26 protein-coding genes are annotated in these 26,274 nt (G+C 69.0%); all 26 read right to left on the reverse strand.

Annotated elements, in window-relative coordinates:
* Positions 1–134: 134 nt before the first annotated feature.
* The 26 genes from IG04_RS45270 to IG04_RS0116145 all read right to left on the reverse strand — a co-directional run bounded on the left by IG04_RS45270 (position 135) and on the right by IG04_RS0116145 (position 26,256).
* A complete protein-coding gene (locus IG04_RS45270) occupies positions 135–527 on the reverse strand; it encodes a WhiB family transcriptional regulator (RefSeq protein WP_084401296.1) in 393 nt (130 codons plus the stop codon).
* Entirely contained in the window at positions 527–2,023 is a 1,497-nt protein-coding gene (locus tag IG04_RS0116025; RefSeq protein WP_030477449.1) for an SCO6880 family protein, read from the reverse strand. The genes IG04_RS45270 and IG04_RS0116025 overlap by 1 nt, the downstream gene beginning before the upstream one ends.
* The gene (locus IG04_RS44005) at positions 2,020–4,194 is read right to left on the reverse strand and encodes a hypothetical protein (RefSeq protein ID WP_144065343.1); all 2,175 of its coding nucleotides are present in this window, start codon (positions 4,192–4,194) and stop codon (positions 2,020–2,022) included. Before IG04_RS44005 ends, IG04_RS0116025 begins: the two co-directional genes overlap by 4 nt.
* Before the next feature lie 22 nt (positions 4,195–4,216).
* Entirely contained in the window at positions 4,217–4,867 is a 651-nt protein-coding gene (locus IG04_RS0116040) for a DUF8175 domain-containg protein (RefSeq protein ID WP_030477451.1), read from the reverse strand.
* Between the two features lie 76 nt (positions 4,868–4,943).
* A complete protein-coding gene (locus IG04_RS0116045) occupies positions 4,944–5,273 on the reverse strand; it encodes a hypothetical protein (protein WP_051770038.1) in 330 nt (109 codons plus the stop codon).
* Between the two features lie 23 nt (positions 5,274–5,296).
* Entirely contained in the window at positions 5,297–6,487 is a 1,191-nt protein-coding gene (locus IG04_RS0116050) for a MinD/ParA family ATP-binding protein (RefSeq protein WP_051769986.1), read from the reverse strand.
* Positions 6,481–7,197 (reverse strand): hypothetical protein, encoded by a 717-nt coding sequence (locus tag IG04_RS46490; RefSeq protein WP_144065342.1) that lies wholly within the window; start codon positions 7,195–7,197, stop codon positions 6,481–6,483. Before IG04_RS46490 ends, IG04_RS0116050 begins: the two co-directional genes overlap by 7 nt.
* A 78-nt stretch (positions 7,198–7,275) precedes the next feature.
* On the reverse strand, positions 7,276–8,397 hold the full coding sequence (locus tag IG04_RS48610) for a C40 family peptidase (protein ID WP_030477454.1): 1,122 nt from the start codon (positions 8,395–8,397) through the stop codon (positions 7,276–7,278).
* Complete coding sequence (locus IG04_RS42635; protein ID WP_245816157.1) at positions 8,397–9,038, reverse strand: hypothetical protein; 642 nt, start codon at positions 9,036–9,038, stop codon at positions 8,397–8,399. Before IG04_RS42635 ends, IG04_RS48610 begins: the two co-directional genes overlap by 1 nt.
* A 92-nt stretch (positions 9,039–9,130) precedes the next feature.
* Positions 9,131–9,865, reverse strand: a complete 735-nt coding sequence (locus IG04_RS0116065; protein WP_211257767.1) for a GP88 family protein — start codon at positions 9,863–9,865, stop codon at positions 9,131–9,133.
* A gap of 29 nt (positions 9,866–9,894) precedes the next feature.
* Positions 9,895–10,581 (reverse strand): YczE/YyaS/YitT family protein, encoded by a 687-nt coding sequence (locus IG04_RS0116070; protein WP_051769989.1) that lies wholly within the window; start codon positions 10,579–10,581, stop codon positions 9,895–9,897.
* Positions 10,571–11,431 (reverse strand): inositol monophosphatase family protein, encoded by an 861-nt coding sequence (locus tag IG04_RS0116075; RefSeq protein ID WP_051769991.1) that lies wholly within the window; start codon positions 11,429–11,431, stop codon positions 10,571–10,573. Before IG04_RS0116075 ends, IG04_RS0116070 begins: the two co-directional genes overlap by 11 nt.
* Before the next feature lie 289 nt (positions 11,432–11,720).
* Positions 11,721–12,203 carry a GNAT family N-acetyltransferase gene (locus IG04_RS0116080; protein WP_030477459.1) on the reverse strand — a complete coding sequence of 161 codons (483 nt, stop codon included), beginning with the start codon at positions 12,201–12,203 and terminating at the stop codon, positions 11,721–11,723.
* Positions 12,200–13,078, reverse strand: a complete 879-nt coding sequence (locus IG04_RS42640) for a thioesterase II family protein (protein ID WP_051769993.1) — start codon at positions 13,076–13,078, stop codon at positions 12,200–12,202. The genes IG04_RS0116080 and IG04_RS42640 overlap by 4 nt, the downstream gene beginning before the upstream one ends.
* Before the next feature lie 4 nt (positions 13,079–13,082).
* Complete coding sequence (locus tag IG04_RS0116090; protein WP_030477461.1) at positions 13,083–13,661, reverse strand: hypothetical protein; 579 nt, start codon at positions 13,659–13,661, stop codon at positions 13,083–13,085.
* 106 nt (positions 13,662–13,767) lie between these two features.
* Positions 13,768–14,472 carry a hypothetical protein gene (locus tag IG04_RS0116095; protein WP_030477462.1) on the reverse strand — a complete coding sequence of 235 codons (705 nt, stop codon included), beginning with the start codon at positions 14,470–14,472 and terminating at the stop codon, positions 13,768–13,770.
* Between the two features lie 47 nt (positions 14,473–14,519).
* Complete coding sequence (locus IG04_RS0116100; RefSeq protein ID WP_084401200.1) at positions 14,520–15,536, reverse strand: L,D-transpeptidase; 1,017 nt, start codon at positions 15,534–15,536, stop codon at positions 14,520–14,522.
* 97 nt (positions 15,537–15,633) lie between these two features.
* Positions 15,634–16,728, reverse strand: a complete 1,095-nt coding sequence (locus IG04_RS44010) for a hypothetical protein (RefSeq protein ID WP_051769995.1) — start codon at positions 16,726–16,728, stop codon at positions 15,634–15,636.
* Positions 16,725–17,348, reverse strand: a complete 624-nt coding sequence (locus IG04_RS0116110) for a hypothetical protein (protein WP_144065341.1) — start codon at positions 17,346–17,348, stop codon at positions 16,725–16,727. The genes IG04_RS44010 and IG04_RS0116110 overlap by 4 nt, the downstream gene beginning before the upstream one ends.
* Before the next feature lie 32 nt (positions 17,349–17,380).
* A complete protein-coding gene (locus IG04_RS0116115; protein ID WP_030477466.1) occupies positions 17,381–18,124 on the reverse strand; it encodes a hypothetical protein in 744 nt (247 codons plus the stop codon).
* On the reverse strand, positions 18,121–19,170 hold the full coding sequence (locus tag IG04_RS0116120) for a DUF3558 family protein (protein WP_030477467.1): 1,050 nt from the start codon (positions 19,168–19,170) through the stop codon (positions 18,121–18,123). The genes IG04_RS0116115 and IG04_RS0116120 overlap by 4 nt, the downstream gene beginning before the upstream one ends.
* 80 nt (positions 19,171–19,250) lie before the next feature.
* Positions 19,251–19,559, reverse strand: a complete 309-nt coding sequence (locus IG04_RS0116125; protein WP_030477468.1) for a hypothetical protein — start codon at positions 19,557–19,559, stop codon at positions 19,251–19,253.
* Positions 19,560–19,704: 145 nt separating this feature from the next.
* Positions 19,705–21,648: a S53 family peptidase gene (locus IG04_RS0116130; protein WP_084401192.1), complete on the reverse strand. Its 1,944-nt coding sequence runs from the start codon at positions 21,646–21,648 to the stop codon at positions 19,705–19,707.
* Positions 21,649–21,994: 346 nt separating this feature from the next.
* Positions 21,995–22,396 (reverse strand): hypothetical protein, encoded by a 402-nt coding sequence (locus tag IG04_RS0116135; RefSeq protein WP_144065340.1) that lies wholly within the window; start codon positions 22,394–22,396, stop codon positions 21,995–21,997.
* Positions 22,393–23,139, reverse strand: a complete 747-nt coding sequence (locus tag IG04_RS46495) for a hypothetical protein (protein WP_144065339.1) — start codon at positions 23,137–23,139, stop codon at positions 22,393–22,395. Before IG04_RS46495 ends, IG04_RS0116135 begins: the two co-directional genes overlap by 4 nt.
* 1,128 nt (positions 23,140–24,267) lie before the next feature.
* Complete coding sequence (locus IG04_RS0116145) at positions 24,268–26,256, reverse strand: LuxR C-terminal-related transcriptional regulator (RefSeq protein ID WP_248782525.1); 1,989 nt, start codon at positions 26,254–26,256, stop codon at positions 24,268–24,270.
* Between the last annotated feature and the right edge of the window lie 18 nt (positions 26,257–26,274).

Raw genomic sequence — 26,274 nt, forward strand, 5'->3', positions numbered from 1 at the left:
CCGCCGACGGGATGGTGGCGGCAGGAACTCCAGTTGCGGTGGTGGCGCAGCTGGCTCCGGTGGCCGCCATCCGACCAGCGGAGCCGGTCGCGCGCGACGAGAAGCACGTGTCCACGCGCTGGCTCGGCGCGACATCATCGGGTCTCTTTCACTGCGGCACTACCCGCCAGAGGCCGCGCACTCCGGGGGACACGTTCCTCCCAGAGTTGTTGCAATAACTGGAAATCCGGTTGGCACACGCCGCCCCAGGAACCATAGATCTCGCCTCGCAGCAGTGCGCTGGCCAAGCACTCCGTGCGGACCGGGCATCCACTGCACAGCCCGGCAATCCGAGCTCGTTCATCACGAATCGCCCGCCTTCCCGCGAACCGAGCCCCTTCGCCGGGAAAGAACACATCCGGATCGCTGACGCGGCAGGGAAGATCGGGCACGGCACCGATCAGCTCGTCGAGCGCTTGCCAGTCGGTGCCTGCATGGCGCAGCGCGTCGGCGATTCGGGCGTAGTGGAAGATCGTTGGCGTGCGCATCACGCCACCGCCATCCCGCGCGCGAGCGGGTAGGTGGCGATGACGGCCGAGTCCTGCGCACGGTCCTGCCAGTCCAGTTCGGTGAGCGCGGACTGGGCGGCCTCGTTTGCGACCCGCATGCACGCGCGGCGCAGCTCTGCAGCACCGTCGGCGGTCACCGAGATCGCCATCGACCAGTCGACGCCCTGATGCCCGGAGCCGGGCGCGAGATCATGCAGGCGGCGTTGCGACGCTGAGAGCATCGTGCTGTCGGTGCCGTCGTCGACGCGGCCCTTCTTCGCGTCCGCCAGAATCGACGCGCCGTCCTGGGCGACGTCGGCGCGCGCCCGTGCGCGGGCGAGTTTGTCCGGCACGAACTCCATGCGCACGCTGAGCGTCCGGATGACCGACGGGGTGACCGCCGTGAGCAGTGGCGCGAGCCATCGCGGTCCGAGCGGCGCCGGGGCGATCCCGTCGCGAGGAAGGAACGCGGTGCGCGTGTGCCACGCCTCGTTGACGACCATGTGGTCGGACTCGGTGGTGTAGCTCTGCCAGCAGGTGTCCCACCGCACGCCTTCGTGCTGGTCGATCGGCCACCGCGGGTCTTGCAGCGACCGCAGCACCGCGCAGGTGCGCTGCTCGCCGAGGACCTGCGGGCGGGTGAGCTCGGCACGCACGGCCAGGTCCGCGAGCCGCGCGAGCTCGTCGCGCACCAGGCCCGCCCACCCTGAGGGACCGTCGGCGTGACTGCGTGCTTCCTCGTAGAACTCGCCGGTCAGCGGGAACCGGGCCACGAGGTAATTTCGGTGCTGCTCGGCAGTGTTCGCGGTCAGGTCGACGAGTTCCTCATAGGACTCGATCAGAGGTTCCAGACCGGGCCGGGTCGAGAGCCGCTGGGAGATGAACTCGCGGTGCGGTGTGGCGTCGTGCGGGACGATCCTGTTGATCTGCTGCAAGCCGCGCAGGTACGACCCGGCCTTGGCCAGCTGCGAGAGCAGCACTCCGTAGCGGACGGACGCGACCTCGTAGGCGCGTTCGGCGCGCAGCCCGGACGCCTGGCCCTGCACCTCCATGAGAACGCTCAGGTAAGAGGGTTCACCGGGGTTGTGGTGCCACAGGATGAACATGTGCTCCCACGGGGTGCCACGCAGGTCGAGCGGTTCGACCCGGCCCAGCGGCGTGGGCAGCGTCCACAGTGGCCCGAACAGGTCGCTTGGATCGGACTCGCGGGCCAGCTGCGGCGCGATGAACGTCGTCTCGCCGCGGATCCGGCGGCGGCGCCACCGCCACGACCACAGGACCTGCGCGGCGACCGAGCGACGGCCCCACGGCCGCACGAGCCCGTAGGTGCCGGCGAGTACGGCGAACCCGCTGATCGCCCCGGCGAGGTCGCCGACCGCCAGCCACAAGATGAACGCGATCGCTCCGGCTGCGGCGAGCGCGACGTAGGCGGGTGTGCTCAGCGAGCCCAGCAGACCTCGGCGGCTGATCTCGCCGCCCAGTACGGAAATCCTCATTTGTCGTCCCCCCGGACTGTCTCTTCATCGGCCTTGACGGCGCGGTGAGCGCCCTGTCGCATCTTGTTTCCGGCCGCGAGCGCGGCCTGCGCGGCGATACCGATCGGCCCCATCGCGCCTCCGGCCGCCGCTCCTGCCTGTGAGGCCTGTGCGGAGGTACCCGCCGGAGCATTGCCACCGGGACCGGTCGCCGCTCCCGGCTTGCCCGCCCCGATGCCCGGCGCGGAGCCGCCCGAGCCTGCGGCGGAGACCGCGTTGTTCGGGCTGCCCTTCATCTGCGGGACGCCGGACTTGCCGCCGGAACTGCCGCCGGACGCCTGCGGTTTCGACGACGGCTGTTGTTGCCGTGCCTGTGGCTTCTGGCCAGCGCTGTAGGTCTGCGCGATGGAGTGGGCGCCGCCTTGCCCGGACTCGCCGTCCTTGTCCTCGCTCTGTGAGCGGCTGTGCTGGTGGCGTTCGAAGGCGGCCATGCCCGCGCCGACCACCGCGGCAGTGCCGAACCCTGCGGAGGGCTGCGAGTCGTGGGAGTCCTCGGCGGTCGGCAGCAACGGCGCGTACTTCAACAACGCGAACGGCGCGAAACCGACCACGATGAGCGCGACGATCACGACCACGATCTGGCCGAGCAGCGGCATTCCGCCGGCCTTCATCGCCGGAATCGAGAGGTTGCCGTCGATCAGCGCGAACACCGCGCCGAGCAAGAAGTACAGCAGCGGCTTGGAGAACAGCAGCCCGAGGTAGGTGTAGACCGGCCGGGCCGCCTTGAGCCGCCACCGCGGGTGCACGCGCATGCCCCACGCGATCCCCGCCACCAGTCCCGACAACGGCAACGCGACCGACTGCAGGGCGAAACCCACGAAGACCGCGCCGGTACCGAAGATCAGCAGCCCGAACACGATGCTGCCCACTCCGGCGCCGCCGGGGATCATCACGGCGGTCACCTGGGACAGCGCGGCCAGTTTCGTGATGGCGCTGCCGATGTAGTCGGACTGCCACGCGGCGATGCCGCTGGTCATCTTGCGCACGGTCGTGTGCAGCACCGTCGCGATCGCGGGCGCGAACACGGTCAAGAACATCCCGAGGGGCAGCTGTTTGAACAGCGCCTCCTGCAGGTCCTCGCGGCCGCCGCCCCCGGAGGCGGTGCGGGAGATCATCAGGACCGACATCAGCGCCATGACCATCAGCCCGAGTCCGGTCGACGCGCCGTAGGTGGCCAGGAACCACGGCGAGCCGGGGTCGAAGTTCCCGACGGTGGCCAGTCCCTCGAGTAGCACCCGGACTGCGAAGTCCACGGCCGAGGCGTGCAGAGAGTTGGCGAGCTCGTCCATCGCGCCGGCCGGGTTGGCGACGAACTTCGCAATGTCGACGGCGACCGACAGGATCGAGGCGAAAGCGTCGATCTGCATGCGCCCGGCGGCCAGGTGCGCCTCACCGATGATCTTGAAGAACGCGCCGATCTTGTCGAGCCAGTGGGTGTTGTTCGAGATGAACTGCGACAACCCGTGGAAGAAGTTGGCGATCGACTCGTTCCACCGGATGCAGCGTTCCTTCTTGTCCGGCACCATGACTGCCCGGCCGCAGTCGACGAAGAACGCCTTCTGGCAGTAGGACGACACGGCGTCGGCGCACGGGTCGCTGAAGTTCTTGATCAGGGTGCTGTCGCCGGCGGCGTACGGCTTCATCCGCTCCAGCGACTCGGCGTCCGGTTTGGCCGCCCACGTGAGGCCCCACGTGTTGCGCACGGGGGCGGTCCACTCGCGTATCTCGTCGGCGCAGTAGCGGTACGCCACGTTGAAGGAGTGGTCGGGGCCGAACACCGCTGGGAACGTCGCCGGGAGTTCCGGTGGTTCCCGGTTGACGTCGGCGGTGTTTTGGTCGGGCCAGAACTTGGCACGTTCGCTGGGCGGCGTGGCCCAGTACAGCAGCCGCGACTCGACCTTCATGACCTCGTTGAGGTAAAGGCTGAGGTCGCCGCCTTTGTCCTTGCACTCTGGTGTGCTGAACCACGGTCCTTGGCGGAACTCGCTGGTGTCGCCGACGTACTTCACAAGGTTGGGAGGGAAACCCTGCGGGGTGTTGCCGTTCGTCGGCGGCTGTGCGAGCGCCGCGGGCGCGAGTGTGAGAAGTAGCGCCAGAACCGTTCCACATAGGACGGTCAAGCGTCGGAACATGCTCCCCCCATAGGTTTGCCGCTTACTCGATCGTGATGAAGAAGCTGTAGAAGGCGACCTGCTTGCGCTCAGGCGCCGGGGCGGTGTCGTCGGTGCCGGGCTGCGGGCCGTCGACGGTCTTGACGGTCGCGACCTTCCAGGTGTCGGCCTCCCAGACCAGCCGGTAGGTCACCGTCGACCACCGCTGCGCGCGGATGACGCCCCGGCTGCCCAGACCTGGGCCGATGCCGACCGAGGACACCCACAGCTCGATGACCGCCTGGTCGCCGGTGAAGTCCTTCACCGCGAAGTCGGCCGGTGCCTTGGAGGTCCGGTCGTCCCCGCTGGTCGCCTTGGTCTGGGAGAACAGCTGACGCGTGGCCTGGTCGGCGCTGCTGGCGATCCACGTGGTCTTCACGACCTCGGGGTCGGCGTGGCCGTGCGCGACGGCGGGTTGGAGCTGTACGGCGATGATCGCCGCGCTCGCTGCGCCCTCACGGTCGCGGGTGAACCCGCTCGGCACCCCCTTGGTGATCGTCTTCGGCCCGTGCTCGCGCGCCCCCGCACCGCTGGGCACGTCGCTGGGCTGCGTGTGTCCGGGCTGTGCCTGCTCGCTGGACGCGGGCAGCGCGTACCGGCCGACCAGAACGCCACCAATGAGCACGACGGCGACGGTGAGGATCAGGACGAGCACGCGAGAGGTCCTCGGCCGGGGACCGGCCGGCGCGCTCGTGGGCGTGGTGTGGGACATGTGCTTGGCTCCGGTTCCCCTAGAAGATCGCGATCACTGCACCGAAGATCATGCCCAGGCCTGCCAGTGCGATCAGAGCGAATACCGACTTCCTCGCGGATTCGGTGTGTTCGTGCACGTCCGCGGAGTAGCCGCCCTTCTTGGCTCGCTGCAGCTCGACCGTGGCCCGGATGAAGCCGAACGCCACGATCAGGAACGCGATGCCCCACACGCCGCCGAGCAGCGTTTTCCAGGTGGAGTTGAACGCATCCCCCCACACTCCGAGATCGGGTTGGACGCCGTCGAAGGGGTTGGGCGAACCGGTCGGTGCACCGGGCGGGCCGGGCTCTTTCTGCGCGAGGAACGTCACCTCCGGATCGTTGCGGTGAAACATCATGTGGCCTTTCGAAGGTGCAGCTCGGTGACCGGCGCGGGCGCGCCGCCGGGTGGCGGCGTTGCGGTGTCGGCGGGCTGCTCGGGTTCGTGGTGCTCCTGTGCGGGAGGGGATGACTTGCCTGCCCAGGGTGGTAGTTGGTCCGGGCGCGGGGCCCGCTGGGCCGCGAGCCTGTCGGCGACCGCGGCCGCCGCGCCGACCCACGTGCGGCGGGAGGCCTCGCTGATCCGGGCGTGCACGATCGGCCGGCCGCCCGCGAGCTGCGGGTCGAACGGCACCTCGACCACCAAGGCGGTGCGGGCGGCGAAGTAGGCGAGCATCTGCCGCCGCAGTGCCGGGGGCGCGGCCGCCGTGGCGGGGCCGACGACGGTGACCGCGCCGGCGACGAGGTCCGGCCGCCGGGTGTCGAGGTGGTCGAGCATCCACGCCGCGCTCTGCGCGACATCGGGCTCGAGCGTGATCGGCACGACCAGCTGGTCGGCCATGCCCGCGGCCCACTGCCAGTTCCCCGCGCGGACGTTGTTGCCGGTGTCCATCACCGTCAGCCCGAAGTACCGGCTGAGCAGTAACCAGATCCGGCCGCACTCGCCGGGCCCGATCTGCTGTGCGCGGGCCGGGTCGGTGTCGCTGGCCAGGACCTCGGCGCGCGTGGGTTGCGAGCGCAGGTAGTGGGTGAGGTCGCCCGCCGTGCCGACGGCGGTGAGCTGCTCGGCGGCGCCGAGCAGATGCCACACGTGGGTGTCGGGCGTGGCGACCTCGGCGCGCTGCGCGAGGGTTCCGCGCGCCTCGTGGTTGTCCCACGCCACGACCGGTCCGCCGCGCAACGCGGCGAACGTGTGCGTGAGCATCAACGTGGTCGTGCTGACCTGGGCGCCGCCCTTGGGGTTGGCGACCATCGCCAGCCGCCCACCTCCGAGGTGCTGGCGCACCGCAACCTCGGCCTGCCGGTGCCGCGCCTCGTCACGGCCGGGACCGGGTTTGATCAGCCCGCCGGTCGCCTTCCGCAGCCGGGCGCGCCATCCCCACATCGCCGGATCAGCCGTCACCGGCGGCTGCACGGCCACCAGCTGCTCCGGACCTGGACGGTCGGCGTTGACCGGGTTCGCAGGCGCAGCTGCAGCGCTCCCCACCGGGGCGACTCCGTGCAGATCGACGGGTTCCTCGGCGTTGTAGCCGGTGCCGGTCACCACTGCGGCCCCCCGCGCGAGAGCCCCTGCTGTGGTGGAGCGACGTCGTGATCGGGCCCGCGTTTCGGGCGCACCGCCGCGAGAATGCGTTTCGCGACGTCCCTCAGCGACGTGCCCGAGCTGGATGCCTCCCGCGCCGGACTCGTCCGGGATACCGGACTGTTGTCCAGGGCTTCGGCTAGGCGCGTCGGCTGTGGCGCGGAACCGGTGACCGGGACTGGGATCGGGAAGTCCGTGAATGCCCAGTAATTTCCATTCACATCCCAATGGACTAGTCGGCGCTGATGGTCCTGCTCGACCGCGTCCTGTGCCATGGCTGCAGTCGGTGCGGCGTGAACAGTCCATCCGTCGGCGTGGACTTCTGCATAGCCGTGCCGTTGGACCTGTGTCAGAAGCTCTTGAAGCTCTTCCACAGAGTTGACCCTGAAGTCGGAGACATCGTCGACGTTTTTCTGGACGCTCACCGGGTTGTACAACAACCATCCGTTTTCTGCGTCTGGTGGACCCGGTTCGTTGTAGGTGACGAAGCTCCACCCATGAGTAGGGTCTTCTCCGATCCGTACGAGGAGCTCCAAGCTTTTATCATCGTCGGGGACGTAGGTACCGAACGCTGGTTGCCAGCCCCACTCCTCCGGATTCCAGCCGGGTGGGATGCGAATAGGAGGCACCTCCTCCCATTCCGATGAGGGCATGTCTACTGGCCGGAATTCCATTCCACATCTCCCTTCGCGGTCGACTCGTGTTGTGAACCGAGGTGCTGTACCTTCATGTGCGAACTCCTTCTCTGGCGTTTACGGAATTGGCCGGGCGCCGACATTCCGGAAGTCCCCGCCGGTTCTGACTTTCGAGACCTTCACGACATCGCCGCTTTGCGGGGCTTCGAGCATCATGTGTTGTCCGTTGATGGCGCCCAGGTACATGGCGACGTGATGAGTGCCCCAGAACAGCAGGTCACCTGGCCTGGCCTGGTCGAACGGGACGACGAGCTTCGCGCGGGTGAGCTGCGCGTCCGAGGGCCGGATGATCTGCACTCCGGCCTGCGCATACGCGTACAGCGTCAATCCCGAACAATCGAATCCGACTTTGTTGTAATCGCCGTGCGCGTCGGCGACGCCGCCGTCACGGACGCCTTTCGTGGGACCGTCTGCATTACCGCCGCCCCAGGAGTAGGTGATGCCCAGCCATGACAGACCAGCCGCGATCGCGGTGGCGACCTGCGGGGAGGCCGCACGCACGACGCCAGCAACCCCGGCCTCCGGCGGCAGGGTGACGTCCGAGCCGGTCACGGTGACCTGTATCCGGCCCTTGAACGAGCGGTCCGCGCAGTCCAGCGGCGGCCCAGAGCCGTCGTAGAGCGCGGCCACGACCGCCTCGGCGAACCGCTGGTGTTTCTCGTAGCGCCAGCCCTCACCGCTGCGCTCGACGTCCTCGGCGAGTTCATGATTCGACCGGGCGTCGGTCTCGTAGCTCGGTGCGCGTTTGAGTAGCACGGCGAAGAAGCCCTTGGACGCGGCGGCGGCGTCGGTGCGGTCGTAGCCGACGTAGGCGTTCCAGGGTCCCGGCGCGATCTGTTGGAATACGCCGACGGCGTTTCCGTTGCGCGCCAACGGGTTGAGCGTGGATTCCTGCATCCCGGCCTGCAACGCGACGACCGCGCCGCGGCGGGTGATGCTCATGCCCTTGGCGACCCCGAGGATCTGCTGCACCGTCGCGGTCTGCGTCGGCGAGAGCACCACCCCTGCGAACGAACCACCACCCGACGGTGGCGCTGGTGCGCTCGGACCGGTGCCGGGCACCTGGCACGTCGCGGGCGGGATGATCGCGTCGGCGTCGGCGCGGCGGGGTTGCAGCAGCACCAGCACGAGCAGCAGCGCGGCGGCCAGTGCGACGAGCGGGATCAGGAGAAGTTTCATCAGCCGGCCTCGACGTGGATGTCGACGAGCCACCGGCCGTCGGGCTGGCGCAGCACCGTGCGAGTGGTGAGCACGTGCTCGGTCTGGAAGGCGACGTCGGCCGCGAGCAGGGTGCGGGTCGCCGTCGCCCGCACGTAGACCTGGTCCTCGCCGCGCGGGGCCTCGGGGATGAGTTCGGCGGTGATCCGGTCGCAGCGGGTAGACAGCTTCTGCTCGACCACCGAGCGGTACGCGGCCTCGCTGTCCCCGGCTCGCAGGTCCGCGGTCTTGCCTGCAGTGGTGGAGAACACCGTTGCCCGCTCGACGTTGTTGTTGCGGGGCTGGCGGTAGTCCGAGGCGCACCACTGCGTCATCCATGCCCGCGTCACCGCGACGGGGTCCGCGAAGTCCGTGGTCGCGGCGGTCGGCGCCGTTGGGGGCGGCGGCACCGTCGACGGGGTCCCGGCGGGCGCGGACGGCGTGATCGGCGAGACGCTCGGCAGCCGCAGACCCGATCCGGGCGGCGGTGACGGGCTGGTCGCCGGGGTCGACGCGCTCAGTTCCGGCCTGGGCGGTGCTGGGACCGTCCGTTCGGGTGCGGGGGAGGAGCAGCCCGCGCACAGCAGCACGGCGCCGAAGCCGGTCGATATCCAGGCGCGCATGTGCTTTCTCCCTTCCAGAGCGGGGTGTGCGATCGGTCAGGCCGGGTGCGGACGACGCGTGCCGGGTTGCGTGCCCCGCTCACGCCGGCCGGTCACGGCGGGCCGCTCTTGGGTGGTCGGGTGTCGTCGGGACTGCGGTTGACGGCACGGCGGCCGCGCGGCCTGGAGGCCTGCCACTCCCGGAAGGTGCGGTCGCCGACGAGCCGTTGGATGTGCGGGATGTGGTTCTGCCGCATGCCGACCGGCGACGGGCCCAGCACGGCGTCGAGGTCCGTGGCGGCGTTGGTGTGCCACCCAGCCGCCGCGATCGCTTCCTCGGTCGGGAAGACATCGGCGACGCGGTGCCGCGTCGGGTCGATGAGGTGGTCCTCGCGGCCGCCGTAGCTGTAGATCCAGCGGAAATTCTCGGGCGCGTTCGGTACGGCAATGCGCTCGAATCGGGAGATTTCCTTGGTGTAGCAGTAGATCAGCGTCCCCGGTGTCGCCCGCGCCACCTCCAGCCAGGTGGACAGGTACAAGTCACTGAAGAAATCGCCGGCGTCGTGCACTCGGAGCGCCGCCCCGTCGAACTTCGGTGCGCGCAGCTCGGCGATGATGTCCGCGGTCCACTTTTCGAGGTCGTCGAGGATGCGAGCCAGGTTGCGTTCGTGCTTGGCCAGCACCTGCGGGAACCGGAACGTTCCCGTCCGGGCGTAGCATGCGCGTGCACAAACGCCGGCCTGCTCACACGTCACGTACCGGCGGCCGTCGGGCAATTTCCCTGCCAGCGCGGGGATCGAGAAGTTGTGGATTCCGTGCGGACGCAGCCACCGATTCTGGGTGATCATGCGTTCGGGCCTGTAAGTGTTTCGTGGCATCAGGTTTCACCTCGCACGCGCGTGTTCCCTTGTGGACGGTGTGTGAAGAGTGGGACGAGCGTTGCGATCGACGGGCCCAGGGCGACTGCGAGCAGTACGCTTCCGGCCCCGAGTGATCCGTTCGCGACGGCGATCGCCGGGTTGATCATGAGTACGCCGGTGAGCAGGCACAGCACGTCGGCGCCCATGCGGATGCGTGCCGGGCTCCAGTCCGTGCGGCGGGCGATCGCGACCATCAGGCCGTCGCGGGGTAGCGCGCCGAGTTCAGCCGACAGGTACAGGGCGGTGCCGACGGCGAACATGGCGCCGCCGAGCAGCATCGCCATCACCCGCAGCCACACCACTTGCGGCGCGGGCAGTATTGCGAGGGTGAGGTCGGCGACGACAGCGGGGATGATGACCGAGGCGACGGTGCCGATGCCGGGCTTGACGCGCAGCGCGAGATTGAGCACAAGCACCGTCGCCTGCACGGCGATGATCGCGCCGCCGATCGTCCATCCGAATCGGTCACCGACGGCCCGGTGAAAAACGTCGAGCGGCAACAGCCCCATGGAAGCCGTGACGAGCATGCCCACCGCGATGCCCATGAGCGCGTTGCCTACGACGACCTGGCCCAGCCGCACCACGAACGGCCGTGACTCGTTGGCCTCGGCGGCGGGCTGCTCCTGTGTGGGATCAGTGGGCATGACCGCTCACCCACTCGCGCTTCGGCACCGGCCCGCGGCGGTCGAGCGCGGCGGCCCCGGCCTTCTCCAGCAGCACCAGCAGGTCGTCGGCGACCTCCGGCGCAGCTGCGAAGATCGGGTCTCCCAGGTGCGAGGCCGGTCCGCCGGTGCCCGGCCAGCTGACGACCGCACCGGCTTCCTCGCAGATCAGCAGCCCGGCGGCCCAGTCCCATTCGTTGAGGTAGTGCTCGAAGTAGCCGCCGTACGTGCCTTGCGCGACGCGGCGGATGTCCTCGACGTGCTCGATCATCCGCGCGACCACCGCGGCCTGCGGGCCGCGCTCGGCGGCCTGGTAGCTGAAGCCGGTGGCGAGCAACCGCTGCGAGAGCGGCTTGTCCTTGCGGGCGTCCAGCGGGATCCACTGGTGACGCACGGCCGGGTCGTAGAAGCGGGCGCCGTTGCCGCGCCCGGCGGAGTAGACACGGCCGCTGGCCGGTTCGGCGACCGCACCCGCGAGCACGACGCCGTCGACCTCGATGGCGATCGACACCCCGTACTCCGGCGCGCCGGCGTGCAGGTTCGCGGTGCCGTCGACGCCGTCCGCGATCAACCTCAGCTCGCCCGGACGTGCTTGCGCCACACCGCTTTCCTCACCGGTGAAGGAGTGCGGGGCGTCGCCCCAGATCTCGGTGGCTTCCTGGCGCATCGCGGCTTCGGAGGCCGGGTCGCAGTCGGTGACGTAGTCGGTCTCGCTGCTCTTGGTGGTCGCGTCAGTGGCTCCGGGCCGTGCCAGGCGCTCGCGCACGGTGCGGGCACCGGTGCCGGCGAGGTGCTCAGCGTGGATCTGCAGCTGACGGGTATCGAAATGCACTAGGTCTCCCTGACGGTGGTAGATCACGGGCGGGGCGGGCTGGATCGCCCGATGAGGCGGTGGCGGCGCGCCGAGGCGGAGCGGCGTGACATCTCGCTGTGGCCCGGTGCAACCGGGCGCGTCAGGGAGGGGCGAGAGCACGTCGCGCGGAACGAAACTCATGGCGCGGGCCCGAAATCGTGCATGCGGACCCTCCGGCGCGGACCGGGAATCGGGGGCTGGTGGGCGGGGGCGCCGAACGTGGACGTGCCCAACCCCAGCCGGCACGTCCACGCCGGCACGTTCGTGATCATCGGCCCGCTCCCGTCACGACCGGGCACACCGCGGTGATCAGCCCGCCGCGCGGTGCCGCGAGCGCGAGCGCGGGAAACACCTTGCGCAGCAACCCGATTCCGGCCGTGTTGGTCGTGCCGACCGACGCGGTGACCGCGAGCACCCCATCGCGGGCCGCTTCCTCAGCGAGACGGGCCGCGAGCGCGGTGCCCGCGCCGTGGCGCTGCCATGCGTCCTCGACGAGCACGGCGATCTCGATGCCGCCGGCGTCGTAGAGCATGGACGCGACGCCGACCATGCTCTGCTCGGTCCACGCGGCGACGGTGAGCTGGTCGGCGCGCGAGGGCAGCGCCTCCAGCAGCAGCCGGGCCGCGCCGGGAGTCCCGCCGTGGCAGCGGGATCGCAGCGTCGCTTCCGAGCAGCGGGCCAGCAGCCCGCGCAGTTCCTGCATGGTCGCGTCGTCGTCGGCGTAGACGTCGAACACCTCGAAGGTGGTCACGCTCCCCACCTCCGCGCGAGCAGCGGCTGCGACTGCAGCAGCCGCAACGGCCGCGCCGCGACTGGACGGGGCCACTGCAACGCCTGCAGCAGGGCGGTCGTGCCGCGCTGGCCGCTGATGAAGAAATGTCCGCCGGGGAACGTCGTGTGCGTCGCGTCGGGCGCGAGCTCCAGCCACCGGTGCGTGGTGCACGCCGGCGCGTACCAGTCCGCCGCGCCCGACCACGCGAAAAGCGGGCAGTCCAGGACCGGGAGCGTGCCGGGCCAGTAGGTCTCGCACGCGGTCAGATCGGCGCGCACGCGCGGCAACCACGACCGCAGGAACTGCTCGTGGCGCTGCAACCGCGGCGGCAGGCCACCCATGTCGATCAGCTTCGCCAGCAGCTCCCGCTCACCGAGCAGGTGCAGCGGGTGCGGCGGGCGAACCATCGGCGCGCGGCTGCCCGAGACGATCACCGCTTGCGGCGTGCGCTGATGCTCCTGCATGCGTACGGCGACGGCGTGCGCGAGCAGCGCGCCGAACGAGTGCCCGAACAACGCCACCGTGCCGTCGCCGTCGCCGGTGTGCGCGAGCAGTGCGTCGGTGATTGCGTCGACCAGCCCAGGAGTCAGTTTGGTCACCGGGTCCTCGTCACGGCGGTCGTCGCGGCCGGGCAGCGCCACGGTCACCAGGTCGATTTCCTGGGGCAGCAACGGAATCCAGGAGTTGTAGGCGGTGGGGCCGGCGCCGGACCAGGGGAACGCGACCAGCGTGTGCCGGGTGGGGCCGGGTCCGTTGCGGTACCTCGCGAGCCACCCCGAACTCGAGGAAGGTGACGGAAGGCGTTCCGGGGACGCCGGGGCGGCGGGCGGCGGGGTCGTCAGGATCGTTGACATGTGATCACCACACGGGCACGGAAGTCGGGACAGGACGGGGGAGAAGCACGCCGTGTTGCGGGGCGCGATCACGCAGCACCCGCCAGAACACGATCTCGTCCGCAAGAACGGCGGGCATGCCGCCGGGGTAGAGCGTGCCGCGCGACATGATCGCCGGGGCCTGCGGTTCGCGCGGGCCGTCGAGCTCGATGGCGTAGTGGGTGCCGCGCGGTGCGTCGGGGATGAGCTCTCCGATCGGGACCGCGCCGTCGCGTAGCAGGACGAGCTGCTCGGGCGTCAGGCCCAGGCGCGGCACGTGGATCAGCGACTTGATCGACGCCAGGTGTGGTCCGTCGGCGTTGAGTGGGACGAACACGCCGTTGCGGCGCAACACTTCTGTCCCGGCGGGCAGGCCGAGCAGCATGCCCTCGTGCTCGTCGACGACGTCCAGCCGGTCCGCTTCGACAGGTACCCGCTTGAGCGGGTAGCCGGTCCACCAGCTCAGGATCGTGGAGAACTTCGGCGCGACCCGGATCCCGCGTGCGAGCCGGGCGGCTCGATCGGTGAGCTCGTCGGTGGCCGCGCCGGGCTTGAGCGGAATCACCTGGTCCTCCTTCGCAACGCTGGTGGTGTGGGGCTGGTGCGCCCCACCCCCGGGGAAGTGGGGGTGGGACGCCGGATCTAGGTCCGCGAACCGGTCCTGGCCTGGATCAGCCGGTGACCGGGTGGTGGCCGTCCTGCAGTTGGGGTGTCGGCGCGGGCTGCGGCGTGGTGCCGGGCTTGGGCGTCGGCTTCTGCGTGCCGGTCGGCGGCTGCCCCGGCGGCTTGCCGGTCGGCTGGCCCGTGGGCTGCCCAGTGGGCGGGTTGGTCGGCGGGTTGGTGGGAGGCACGGTGGCCTTGCCGCACTTGACCACCGCGACGGTGATCGTCTGCGCGACCTTGTCGCCCGCGCCGAGGATCTGGATGGTCGCGCCCGCCCCGCCGCCGAAGCTGACCTTGAGCTTCGGGTCGCTGGGTGCCGCGCCGCCGTGGGCGTAGCTCACGGCGCCGTCGGCGCACTTGGCCGACACCGACCCGATCGCCTTGCCCGCGACCACCACGTTGGCGACGGTCGCTTCGGCGATCCCGTTGCCGGCCTTGACGGTGATGCCGCTCGCGGACCAGCCCATGCCGGACACCGAGCCCGACGCGGTCTTGACCTCGCCGTCGGAGGCGACCGAGGGCTGCGCGGCCTTGTTCTCGTTGCCGGACGCGGACACGCCGTACGCCGTCGACGTACTGGCCTGGGCGGCAGCGAGCCCGTGGACCTGGGCGTTCGCCGGTGCCAGCACGGACGCCGAGCCCGCCGCCGCGAGCGCGCCGATGCCGGCCGCGGCGAGGAACAGGCGTGTGGAGTGGGTGGTTGTGCGGACCACGTGGTCCCCCCTTGATGTGGTGTGGCCCTGGGGCCGGGTACGGGAATTCACTTGATCAACACCGGGGTGCCGAGCGGCAGGTCGCCGCGGGTCATCGCCTCGGTGAGGCTGGAGAGCGCGTCCGGCGGGATCCGGACGCAGCCGTCGGAGGAGGCCGTGCCGTAGACCTCGGGCGTGGGCCAGGTGTGCAGGCCGACCGTGCCGGGGCCGCCGCCGAAGGTCAGGTGGGTGTCGGAGTGCGTGCCCAGTGGCAGCACGACCTTGGAGAACGTGGAGCCGTTGTCGCGCAGCGCGGCGAGCAGGAACGTGCGGCCGGCCGGGGTGATCGCGCCGGGTTTGCCGATCCCGGCTTTCCAGCGGCCGGTGACGGTGCCGTGGGTGGTGAGCGTGACCTCGAACGCGGGCCGGTCCACGGTGATCACACTGGGGCTCTTGGCGACGGTGACGTCCGGGGTGTCGATGTGCATCCAGGCGACGGAGTTGTTGGGGCGTGAAGGAAGCGCGACCAGCGCCCACCCCGGCTGGGTGTCCAGGATGGACAGCCACGTGTCGGTGCGGGTGATGTTCGGCTCGATGCCCAGCGGCTGGGTCGCAGGGACGACGGCGACAGCGTCGCCGCCGGGCGCGGCGTACACGGGCACCGCCGTGGTGGGGTGGGCGACCAGCCCGCCCGGCACCTGCTCGGGTGCGGGGTCGCGCGGGGCGGCCGGGGTCGTGGCGAAGGTGGTGGCCTGCGGGAGCGAGGCGAGTTGATCGGCGCTCACCGTCTGCGGTGCCACGACCGGCGTTGTCTCGGAGGTGAGGGTGCCGCTGGTGGTGTCGTTCTGGCCGAGCGGGTCGATGCGCTGCTCGCCGGCGGTGGGCCGGGTGAGCGCGATGCTCAGCAGGGCAGCGAACACGGTGACGGCGACCAGCCCGGCGCCGGCGAGCAGGGCGGGCCTGCGGCGCGCCTGCGTCGGCGGCGTCTGGTAGCGCCGCTCACCCGAGGGGGATTGCGGGCCGGGCGTCGGCCGCTGCTCGTCGTCCTGACCAGCCGGTCCGAGCTGGTCACCGTCGTGGATCATCACGACCTCCTTTCTGCTTCTCGGTGGGGACTGCGGGTGCGGCGTGCCGGTCGCCCCCGAGCGGCGGATCGCCGCACCCGCAACTGGGGGTCTGGGGTCAGTGCAGGAGCACTGCGGTGCCAGCGGGCACGTCGCGCAGGGCGTCGCGTACGCCTGGGGGAGCGGGAACACAGCCGGTGGAGTCGACCTGGCCTAGCGCGGACACGGCGGGCAGGCCCGGCACCGTGATCCCGCCGATCGGGCCCGTGCACAGCCGGTCGACATCGAGGCGGAACGGCCACAGCACCCGCAGCAGCCACGGCAGCGCATCGGCCTGGCCGCCGGCGGCGACGAAGCTTCGGCCGCCAGCGCGGGCCGGTATCGCGACCGACGCCGGTGTGCCGGTGAGGGTCGATGCTGCAGCGGTGCCGTGGCCGAGTTCGGCGAGCACCGTGACCTTGCCGGTGACGGTGTTGATCTCGACGCGCCTGTCACCGTGGGCCAGTTCGACCTGCGGCCGCAGGTGGATCCAGCCGACCGCTGCCGCACCGGTGGGGTGCGGGCGCGAGGGCAGCATCACCAACGCCCAACCCGGCCTGCGCTCAAGGACCGGTGTCCACGTCGGCGTGAGCACTTGCCGCGGCGGCAGCACAGCGAACGCGCACCCGCCAGGCTCGGCATATACGGCGGTGTCGTCGGTGGGATGCAGCACGACCGTGCCCGGATCAGCCCCAGGTGCCGGATCGGCGGGCGCGCCCGCCAGAGTCACGCCGACGGCCGCGCGCGGCAGCGCCGCCATCTCCGGCTCGTTGATCGCTCGCGGAGCGACCTCAGCAGGGTCCTGCTGCGTGGCAACGGGTATCCGGTCCCGCAGCGGCCCGGCGGCAGTCGCCGTCGCAGTCACCGTGTCCGGAACCGGTGCAGGTGCAGCGGCCGGGCGGCTGATGTCGTGCATGCGCAGCAACAACGCCACGAGCACGACCAAGGTCACGGCCAACAGCAGCTTCACCATCAAACCGGACCGGCGCCAGTCCACCAGCCGCATCAGCATTGCTTGGCGCAGCAGCATCATCGCGGTGAGGGGCTTGAGCGGCTGAGTCATTTCCAGGTCGGTCTCTGGCCCGGCGGTCAGCCGCGCGGTGCTCGCGCCTACGACGGCCAAATGACCGGACAGGGGAGTGATGACGACCTCGTCGCCCAGGCGGGTGCTCACGGCGTCTTCCCGGCGATGACCTCGCCCACGTGCTTCACGATCGTGCAGGTATCGCCGGGAAAACGTCCGTTGGTGATCGTGAGCGCGGCGGTGCCGTTGGCCAGCGGGATGATCGCGGTGCAGGTCGGCTCGTTGCTCGACTTGTTGATGCCCGGCTTGATCAACCCCGGCTTGGTGCCGAAGGTGTGCGGCTGCGAACCCTCCTGTTCGGATTGTGCGGTCTTCATCTCGCCCGGCTTGGCCCAGACCACGAGAGCGATGAAACTCTTGGTCGGAAGAGGTTTTCCGCTCGGATCCGCGCCCTTACTCGGCTCTCCGTTGTCGTACCTGCATCCCGTGCGGAACACATCGGTGGCGGACGGCGCACGCAACCGGGGCTTGTTGTCCTTGTCCGGCCGCACTTCCTGCGGGAAGGCTCCCCACCCGAGCTGGCACGGGTCGTACGGGGCGCCGACGGTCTTGGCGTCCACGCGCGGGTCGAGATCACCCAGGGTGATCTGCTTGGGCTTGTCCTGCGTGGCGACCGTGGCGATGGCGTGGGCAGTGGGCACGGTGGTGAGACAGGCCGTTGCGGCGGCAAGTGTCAGCACGCCGCGCGTCAAGCTCCTGATAGTCGTCATGATCTTGTCCCCCGACAAAGATGCGTTGAGGCTCATGGGAAAAGTGTTTTCAGCAGCTCCGCGACCAGCGGGTCGCGGATGCTGTCCAGGCGGGCCCGGTCCACCGGGGCGTCGACCTTGGTGCCGCGCGGCGGTCGCAGGTTCTGCCGGACCCGCAGAGCACCGGGTTTCTCCTTGTCGCCCAGCACCGCGATGGAGAGCTCTTCCTTGTCGCGGCCTTGGCCGTTGGCGTCCTCGGGATCGCCGACGCGCATCACCGGCTTGCCCGCGATGGACAGTTCGGTGACCTTCGCGGCGGTGTCCGGCCTGGACTGCAGGATGGACAGATCCCGCGCCAGGGATTCCTTGGTCGACAAGAAGATCTCGACCTCGATGACGGACTCGTACTTGCCGTCAGCGCCCTTCTTGTTGTCGTCCGAGCTGATCGTGCACGTCGGGCTTCGTGGGCTGTCTGCGATGACCCGGTAGTGGCCAGCACCCAGAAACCGGTCCAGGACATCGCCGGGCAGCGCCGAACACAGCATCTGCGCCGCGACGACCGGCTCCTCCTCAGCGGTGCGCAGCAGGTCCTGGCCGGTTTTCGGTTTGGTGTCCGACCACTCCTGGCACACCTCCGGTTCGTTGCTGCGCACGCACGCTCCGGCTGCCGCGGCCTTGCCGCTGCTGGGTGTGGACTCCGGCTTCGCGGTGCCGGGCACGATGCTGCCGCAGCCGCTCAACGTCGTGGCCGTCAGCGTGGTCGCCGCGAGCACCAGGGTGACCAGGCGGCCGTTCATCGCTTGCCCACCTTGGACAAGACCTTCTCCGCCGCCTGCTGCGCGATGTCGCAGGTCGCCGTGGACATGCGGATCTGCTGGTACAGCACGCCGCCCTCGGTGGCCCGGTTGTCCTGCACGATGCTGGTGTCCGGGTCGTAGACGATGTAGCTGGTGCAGCCTGAGCGGCCTTGAAAGATCACCGTCTTGTAGCCGGCGACCGTGACCTCACGAGCGCTCTGATCTCCTGGCTTGACCAGTGCTGACGGGTCGTCGTCGACCATGAGCGTGATGCCGACCTCGTTGCGGCCCACGCCTTTGTCCCGTGACGGCGGTCCGGGGTTGAGCGGCTTCGCGGTGCACACGAAGGGCCCTGAGGGCTGCAACACTGCGTCCGCGCCGAACATGTCCAGCGCACCCGACGCCACGGTGCACGGGTCGAGCTTTGCTAGCGTCAATTCCGGTTTCGTGCGTTCAGAACCGCGTTTGGGCAGGTCCTTCCACAGAGGCGCGACCTTGGCGGCGTATTCCTTGGCCAGCTGGCAGCTGGACTTGGCCGGCTTGTCCTCCCCGGTGCCGGACGGGCTGGTGCGCAGCACGATCGCCCGGTCGTCGTCGAGTGGCTTGGCCAGTGTGCACGTCCGCTCGTCCTCGGAGACGAAGACCTCCAGGCCGCCGATGCTCTCCGGGGCGGCGTCCTTGCGCTGCGACGCGTCAAAGGTCTCGCCCACCTCCAGATAGATCGTCCAGCTGGCCCGGAACTCGCCCTTGTGGGTCCGCAGCACGCATTCCTGCATGCCGTCCTGCGACGGGATGATCTCGTCGAGCTCGTCGCCGGTGATCTCCTTCGCGGCGTCCGGGTCGTGCAGCCCGCACGCGTCGATCGCCCGGTAGCCTGCTGCGGCCTCGGCCAGCGCCCGGTACTCCTGTGGGATTGCGGCCTCGATCTTCGTCGGCTGTGTTTCCCCGCCGCCCTCAGGTGGGCTGGGGGCGTCCTTGGTGCACGCGGAGGCCAGCAGCGCCGTGCCGAGCAGCAGCGCGAGCGTGAAACGTTGTCGTAGAGCCATGTTCGTGATCCCCCTGATCCGAACGGGATGTGCCCGGTGGCACGAAAGACTGGGGTGGGAGTGAGCGAAGGCTGGGCGGGTCAGCCGCGCAGCAGCCGGACGGCCTGCGAGACCTGCACGCCGGTGCTGCGCAGATCGGCGATCCATCCGGGGATGGCCCGGCTGGGCGGCTGATCGGTGCCGGCTCGGGTCCGGACAGCCACGTCAACGGCGCCGAATTCGGTGACGGCGTGCGCGTCGACGTCGGCCGCAGCCAGCGTCGGTGATCCCGCCCCGCCGATGTGGGGGGAGACCAGCGCGGAGGCAGTGCCGGACAGCACGGTCAGCGTCATCGCCGAGACGACGGTCGCGGTGGCCAGCAAGCGGGTGACGATCCTGCGAGTGATCAATGGTCCTGCTCCAGATTCGAGAAGTACCGGTATGTGAGCCGGGTGAGGTGGCCGCGCCGCCCGCACTGCGAGTCCGCCCTGGGGGGTGCGGAGGCGGGCGACGCGGCCCTGGGGGATCAGTCCCTGATGGACTGACGCTGGTGGGTCATTTGCCGAAGGCAGTGAGGAATCCCGCTGACGGGGTGCCGACACCGGTGACGTTGTCCCAGCCGCTGCCGCTCTGCAGAGACTGCGGCTTGGTGTCGAACTCGGCCAGGTAAGAGCCCTGGGTGCCGGGGACGTCGACGTGGCCGTAGGTGACCATGTACGGCGTCCAGACACCGGCCGCGACCGGCTTGACGTCGGTCATGCCGGTCTTGCCCGCCATCTCGTACAGCGCGCCGTTGAGGAACCCGAACCGCTCGACGCCCTGGGCCTGCTGGGAGTCCGCGACGAGCGCGGCGATGATCGGCGCGGCGGCCGACGTGCCGCCGGAGGGGTACTCGACGTAGCCGTCCGGGGTCGTGAAGCCGACGCTGATTCCGGTGTAGGCGTCCGCGAGCGCGGAAACGTCCGGCAGCATGCGACGTCCGGTGCCCGGCGCGACGCCCTTCTGGTAGTCGGGCTGTTCGTACAGCGAGCTCACGCCGCCGCCCGCGCCGCCGGCGAACTTGCCGTCGACGCCCTGCTGCGGCGCCCAGCTCTGGCCGGACTGGGTGTAGCCGGAGATCTCCCAGCCGGTCTGGAACTTCACCTTGTTGTTGCCGTCCACGGCGACCGACGTGCCACCGACCGCGGTCACCCACGGGTGCGAGGCCGGGAAGTCGGTAGCGGCCCGGCGCACGTCCGGGTTACCGGCGTTGTCACCCGCGTCCCCGGAGGACACGGTGATCGCCTGGCCCTGGATCGCGGCCTGAAGAGCGATGCTGTCCATCTGCTGACGCACCGCGGCGGGCTGGTTCTCACCCGAGGCGCCCCAGCTGTTCGACAACACCGACGCCTTGTTGTCCTGCACAGCCTTGTTCAGCGCGTCGTAGAGCGTCCGGCAGCTCGACGCCCCGTAGTAGACGATCTTCGCTGCCGGGGCGATGGTGTGGATCGCCTGCACGTCCAGCGCCTGCTCGCCCGCCCACGACTCGGGGATGCACTGCTCGATGTCGTCCCAGCGGCTAGCGAGCACCGCCGAGTACTGGCCCGGTGCTAACTGCGGCGAACCGAACGTCGCGGCCGCGCGGTTGGTGTCGGACACGATGGGCTCGTGGTTGTAGGCGCCGATGATCGCGACCGTCTGCCCGGCACCGGTGTTGCCACCGCCCAGACCGTAGATGCCCCGCATCTGCGCTGTGTTGTAACCACACAGCGCGTTGGACTGCATGTCACCGGCGAACTTGCGCGGCACCGCGGTGTTGACCGACTCGCCCCAATACAAGGCACAGCTGTTCGGGTCGCCCGCCGCCTTGACGTCGCCGCGCGGCCGCGCCGGTGCGCCGTTGGGCGTGCGCATCGCCACCTGCTTCGGAGTGATCGTGCGCTCGCTGTCGTCCAGGCCCAGCACCGCCTCCACCGCACCACGCAGCTCGCGCGGAACGGACACTGCGGACTCCGGCGCGGCCAGCTCCAGCGCACCGGCCTTCGTGGAGAGCTTGAACTTGCCGAGCTTCACCCGGAACGCCGACTCCAATGCCGAGACATTGCCCTCGACTGTCACGAAGTGCCGGTTTCCCGACACCTCCGACACCGTTAGGTTCTGGCCCCGCAGCCAGCCGGTCACCCGATCCACAGTGGACTGGGCAGGTGCGTATCGGTCCACGAACTGCTGGGAGGACAGAAACTTGCGGTGCGACGGACTGCCCGGCGTGGACACCACCTTGGCCAGAGCCTCGGCGCCGCGCCGATCCTTGAGCGTCAACGCGATCCGTACCCGGCGGACCTCGTCACCGCTCACGTCGCCGACCTTCGCCGATGGAGTGGCCCAGCTCGGTGTGTTGCCCTCGATCGATGCGCGGTCGCTGGCCAGGGTCGGATCCGCCTGAGCGGCGGAGGTCCCGAGGATCCCGACCAGCGCCGCGCAGCCGGCGAGTGCCGCCGCGCGGGATGGACGTACTGCCATGTGTAAAGCCCCCGAATTCATAGATTCACCCGGTCTCGGCCGGGTGTGACGGCAATATCAACGCCATTGATGAAAGGCGTGTGAGGAAACGCGGCGGGCAGTTTTGTGCCCTGGGAACGCGAGCCCCTCGCGGCGACGGAGTCACCCCCGCACGGGCCAGCGTCTTCGTGTGAGCCCGTGACCTGCACTGACGTGCTGGTAGTTTCTAGACTGCAATGCGGTGATCGCAGATGTCAACGTGTTCAAGCGTATTTTCGAAATTACTTTTGTGGCCGTCATTTAGGCATTGCAAAGTTCCCGAAACCTGACGGCAAACGGGTCTAAATGATTGCGGCAGCGGTATTTTCTAGCTGCTCACCGCGGTCACCTTTTCCGCGACGAATGTAAGGCCGAGATGACAGGCCGAGGCTCCGCGTTCCGGCACGTACCCGGTCACACGCACCCGTTGTGCCCGCGGCTGCTCACCCGCGCGGGCCCGGTGCTCGTTGTCCAGCACGATGCTGCCGGACAGCTGAAAACGCTGACCGGCTTCGGTGACCAGCGAGATGCATCCCGGCCGGCCTGTCAGCCAGGTGGCCTCACCTTCGACGGTGACCTGAGGACTCCGCGACTCCGGTGGAGGGATCTGCACGGACGCAACGACTTCGGTCGTCGGGGTGGACGGCTGCACTGGTCTGGACGGGACTGAGCAACCAATGGACGCGGCTATGGCGACACCGATGGCGACGGCCAGCTGCCGGCTGGTCATTCCAGATCTCCCGCCTCGGCCACGTGTGCCTGAGGCTCCTGGGTGCCACGGAGTCGCAGCGCGGTGCGTTGCGGTGTGCTGCGTAGGCTCCGTGCGGCGTGCACGACTCCCGCTGCCAGGATCAACGAGTTCGGTTCACGCATTCGCGGCAGCAGACCATCCAAGGTCGTGTGCGCGCGCTGCGCTTCGAAGTCCCTGCCCAGCAGCCATACCTCTTCGGGCAGATAGCCGCAGTGCCGTGACGCGTAGACCTCACCTGTGTGAGGGATGAACCCGATCCTCCACGGCCCAGCGCGGTCCAGGGGCTGGCTGTAGGGGCCGTCGTCGTCGCCGTCGCGACGCCACTGCTCGCCGTAGATCTCCCCGGCGACGCGTGCGCTGGCCCAGCCGCTGTCCATTCGGCGTGAGTCCGCGGCGACGAAACTGTCTTCCGGGCCGAACACGACGACGCTCGCAGGTATGTCTGCTGAGCGCTGCCAACCTGCGGACGACTCTCCTAGTAGGCCGAACGGCGCGCCCAGGCCGATCACGAACTCTCGCAACGTGTCCCGTGCGATGACGGCTTGGTCGAGCGAGTCGCGCAGGCCTGATTGCCTCGCGATCGCACTGGACAGTTCTGCCTTCGCGCTACGTCGACGGAGCCAGCCGGCGGGGCTCCAACTGTGCCCCGCCTCAGCAATCTTCCGGCGAGCGTCGGCAATGGAGTGCTCGGCTTGGTTGGTGCGGGACGTCAGCGTGGCCACCGTGGCGCGGAGCTTGCCTTCGAGTTCGACCAGATCCTCAGCTGGATCAGCGGTGGTCGCATTCTGCAGGTGCCCCGCAAGCGCAGGTGGTATCGGATCTGTTCGCAAGCCCAGCGCGACTGCCAGGCCTGCGCTGCTGTGTGCCCAACGCGGTTGATGCTTCGGCAATGCAATCCTCCCCCAAAGCTTCGAGACGTCGGCCGCCGCGCTGCCCCACGTCGACCAGCGAGCAGGTGACCGCGATGCGACAGCCGACGCCTCATCTGATGCCGACAACGGTGTGTCGGCCGGTGGCCAAGCAGCAGATCCCTCCCCGGTCCGCCGCTTGGCCACCGCCTCGTCGTCGTTCGTAAAGCGACGGCGAGGTCTTGGTGCACCAGGTGTTGCTGGTGACGTCGCGGGTGTGACGTGCCGCGACTGCTGGGCGCGCAATGCGTATGCCTATCCGTATCGCCAACGCACTCATCCCACTGCCCCCTGGTGCTCGTCCGGACGAGAGCGATGTTGCATCCGAGTGAGGTGCCCCGCTATCCGCGGCCAGCGAGATTAAAAGAGACGTCGCTGGTGGCTCAGGTGTCTCGCTCGGTTTCCGCATCCCGTCGTGACAAACACTATGGCAATCATTTCTGTTGTCAACGCGTAGTTAGAGGATTGGATTGCATGAATTATCCCGTAGGCGTTCGAATAGCTACGTGTTTTCCCGTAGTGCGACGCGCTGTGGGCCCTTGCGGCACTGGCGGGAACCTGTTGAACTGCGGAAACGAGCGAAGCGACGGTTGGTGCCGATGACGAAGGATGTACTTGCGAAGAGAGAATCTGGCTTGTCGTGAAACTTCGTTCGATTTCATGTGTGCATCCAGACGTTGCCTCGCGGAGGCCGCCACGGGCTTGCTGAACTGAGGCATGGCGCTACGGGGTTACCTGATGGCCGCTACGGGTTCTGCTGTGCAACTACGGGGCGACAATGTTCCCCAGGGTCCGCAGGAATCTGCGCAGTTGGGAGTGTCGGAATCGACGCATGGCGGCCCCGGTTCGTGCGCCTCACGAGATGCGCGGCCTGTCGGGGCCTGCGAGCCGGACTGTAGAACTCACGCGGCGATGCACGGATCTGACGACCGATTCGCTGACTCAGATCGACTTGTTGGACTCTGGATCGAGGTACCACGCGACCAAGTCCGACCTGGTGTGGAGGTCGAGCTTGCGCTTGGCGTTGCGGACGTGGGTCTCGACCGTGCGGTCGGCGATGTCGAGATCCCGGCCGATCTCGGCGTACCGCTTGCCCTGCGCGAGAATCCGGACGACCTCGATCTCCTTGGACGTCAGCAGGTTCTCGCCGGCGCGGACAGAATGCATCTCTTCGATCGGCGTCAGCGCCAGCGCGGTTCCGTCCTCAATGGACAGTTTTTCGCCGGTGGTGATCGCTTCACTGAAGCGGTCCTCGCCGATCGTGTGTCGGCAGTAGTTCCTGATCTCGTCGTTGACACGCAGAAAAGGCTGCATGTTCACCACGCAAGTCTGCGACTCCCGCTGGAGGGAGCTGACCGCCCCGAAGAGCTTGCCCGCGAGTTCGTGATCCCCGACCTTGGCCGTGGCGACCGCGAGCAGCCAGGCGCTCCACGTCGGTCCCCACGTGTCGCCTATTTCGCGTTGCAGCCGAAGCGCGTCCTGGGCGAGAGAGATGGAGCGCCTCGGGCTGCCGTGCATGAACTCGACCAAAGCGCTGGTCCAGGTCGCCCACGAGATCGACCACACTGCCTGAGCCTCGTTCGCCAGGGCCAACAGTCGATCGCGCTGCAGCATGGCCTGGTCTCGCTCGCCCAGGAACGCCACGGCCATCGCTCTGAACAGGATCACCATGAAGGTGTCGCCGGCATTGCCGTCGAGCTGGAACGCAGTCTCGGCGCGTTCCATGGCCGGGAGTGCTGCCTGGGCCTTCTTCAGGTCAGGCTCGCCGAGAAAGACCGCCGTCGCCGAGGCGTACAACAGCGGCGCTAGCGTCTCGCTCAGCCCTAGTGCTGCGGCGTCACGTTTGGCTTTCTGCAGCAGAGGGGCCGCGAGATCGAGGCGTCCTTGCAGCATCGCGATCCACGCGAGCATCGACGTAGCGACGACGTCGGACGGCTCAGGGACTTCTGCGGCGTGCTGTAGTCCGAGCATCAGCATTCGCCGGGAATCGTTGAGCTTTCCGGCGAAGATCTGGCATCGCGTCTGCGTGACATTGGTCGCCAGTTCGACCCCGCGGCGCCGCTGCCCAGGCTGTGCGAGGAAGTGCTTCTGAGCTGCGCGCAGGTTCGGGAGTTCCAGCCGCAACAAGTGCATCCACTCAACCTCGCCGGGGCCGAGCCAGAGCTTCGCTCCCCGTCGGGCCAGATCGCTGAAGTGCTCGGCAGCCGCGTGAACGACCGCACTGGCCGGCCTCGGCGCAGTGCCGCCGTCGGCGTCCTGCTGAGCCTGGGTCAGCAGCTGCTGGCCGAACTGCCTGATCACGCGAAGCATGCGATAGCGCGTGCAACCGGCCTGGTGATCGACCAGCAACAGTGACTTGCGCACCAGCTGCGATAGCAGCGGTTGGACGTCGGCTGAGGCGATGTCATCGCCCACGCAGACCGCACGCGCCGCGTCCAGGTCGAACCCGGTCTCGGATTCGAACACCGTCATCAACGCCCACATCCGCTGTTCATCGCTCGTGAGCAGCTTCTGCGACAACTCGAGCATCACCCGGAGCCCGCGGTGGTGCGCCTCTGTTGAGGTGCCATCGACGAGGAGCCCGAGAAGGTCGGAGTGTTCGACGACCGACTGCAGGCTCAGCACGTCGAGCTGGCTGGCGGCCAACTCGATGGCCAGTGGTAGTCCGTCCAGCAGTTGGCACAGCCGGTTTGCGACCGGGTAGTCGGATTCGGCGATCTCGACGCCGACGGCGCGAGCGCGCACGATGAGCAACTGGAGTGCCTCATGCACCGTGGTGAGCGAGGTGGGATCCGACGACTCCTCGGCTCCGATGCACAGGGGCGGCACTGGCAGAAGGTGCTCGCCGCTGAGGCCGAGCCTGATCTGGCTGGTGGCGATCACCCGCAGTCCCGGGGCCGCTTGCAGGAGAGTGCGCAGCAGTTGTGGCACCGACCCGCTGCCGGGCTT

The sequence above is a fragment of the Lentzea albidocapillata genome (assembly GCF_000719115.1).
GTDB classification, from domain to species: domain Bacteria; phylum Actinomycetota; class Actinomycetes; order Mycobacteriales; family Pseudonocardiaceae; genus Lentzea; species Lentzea albidocapillata.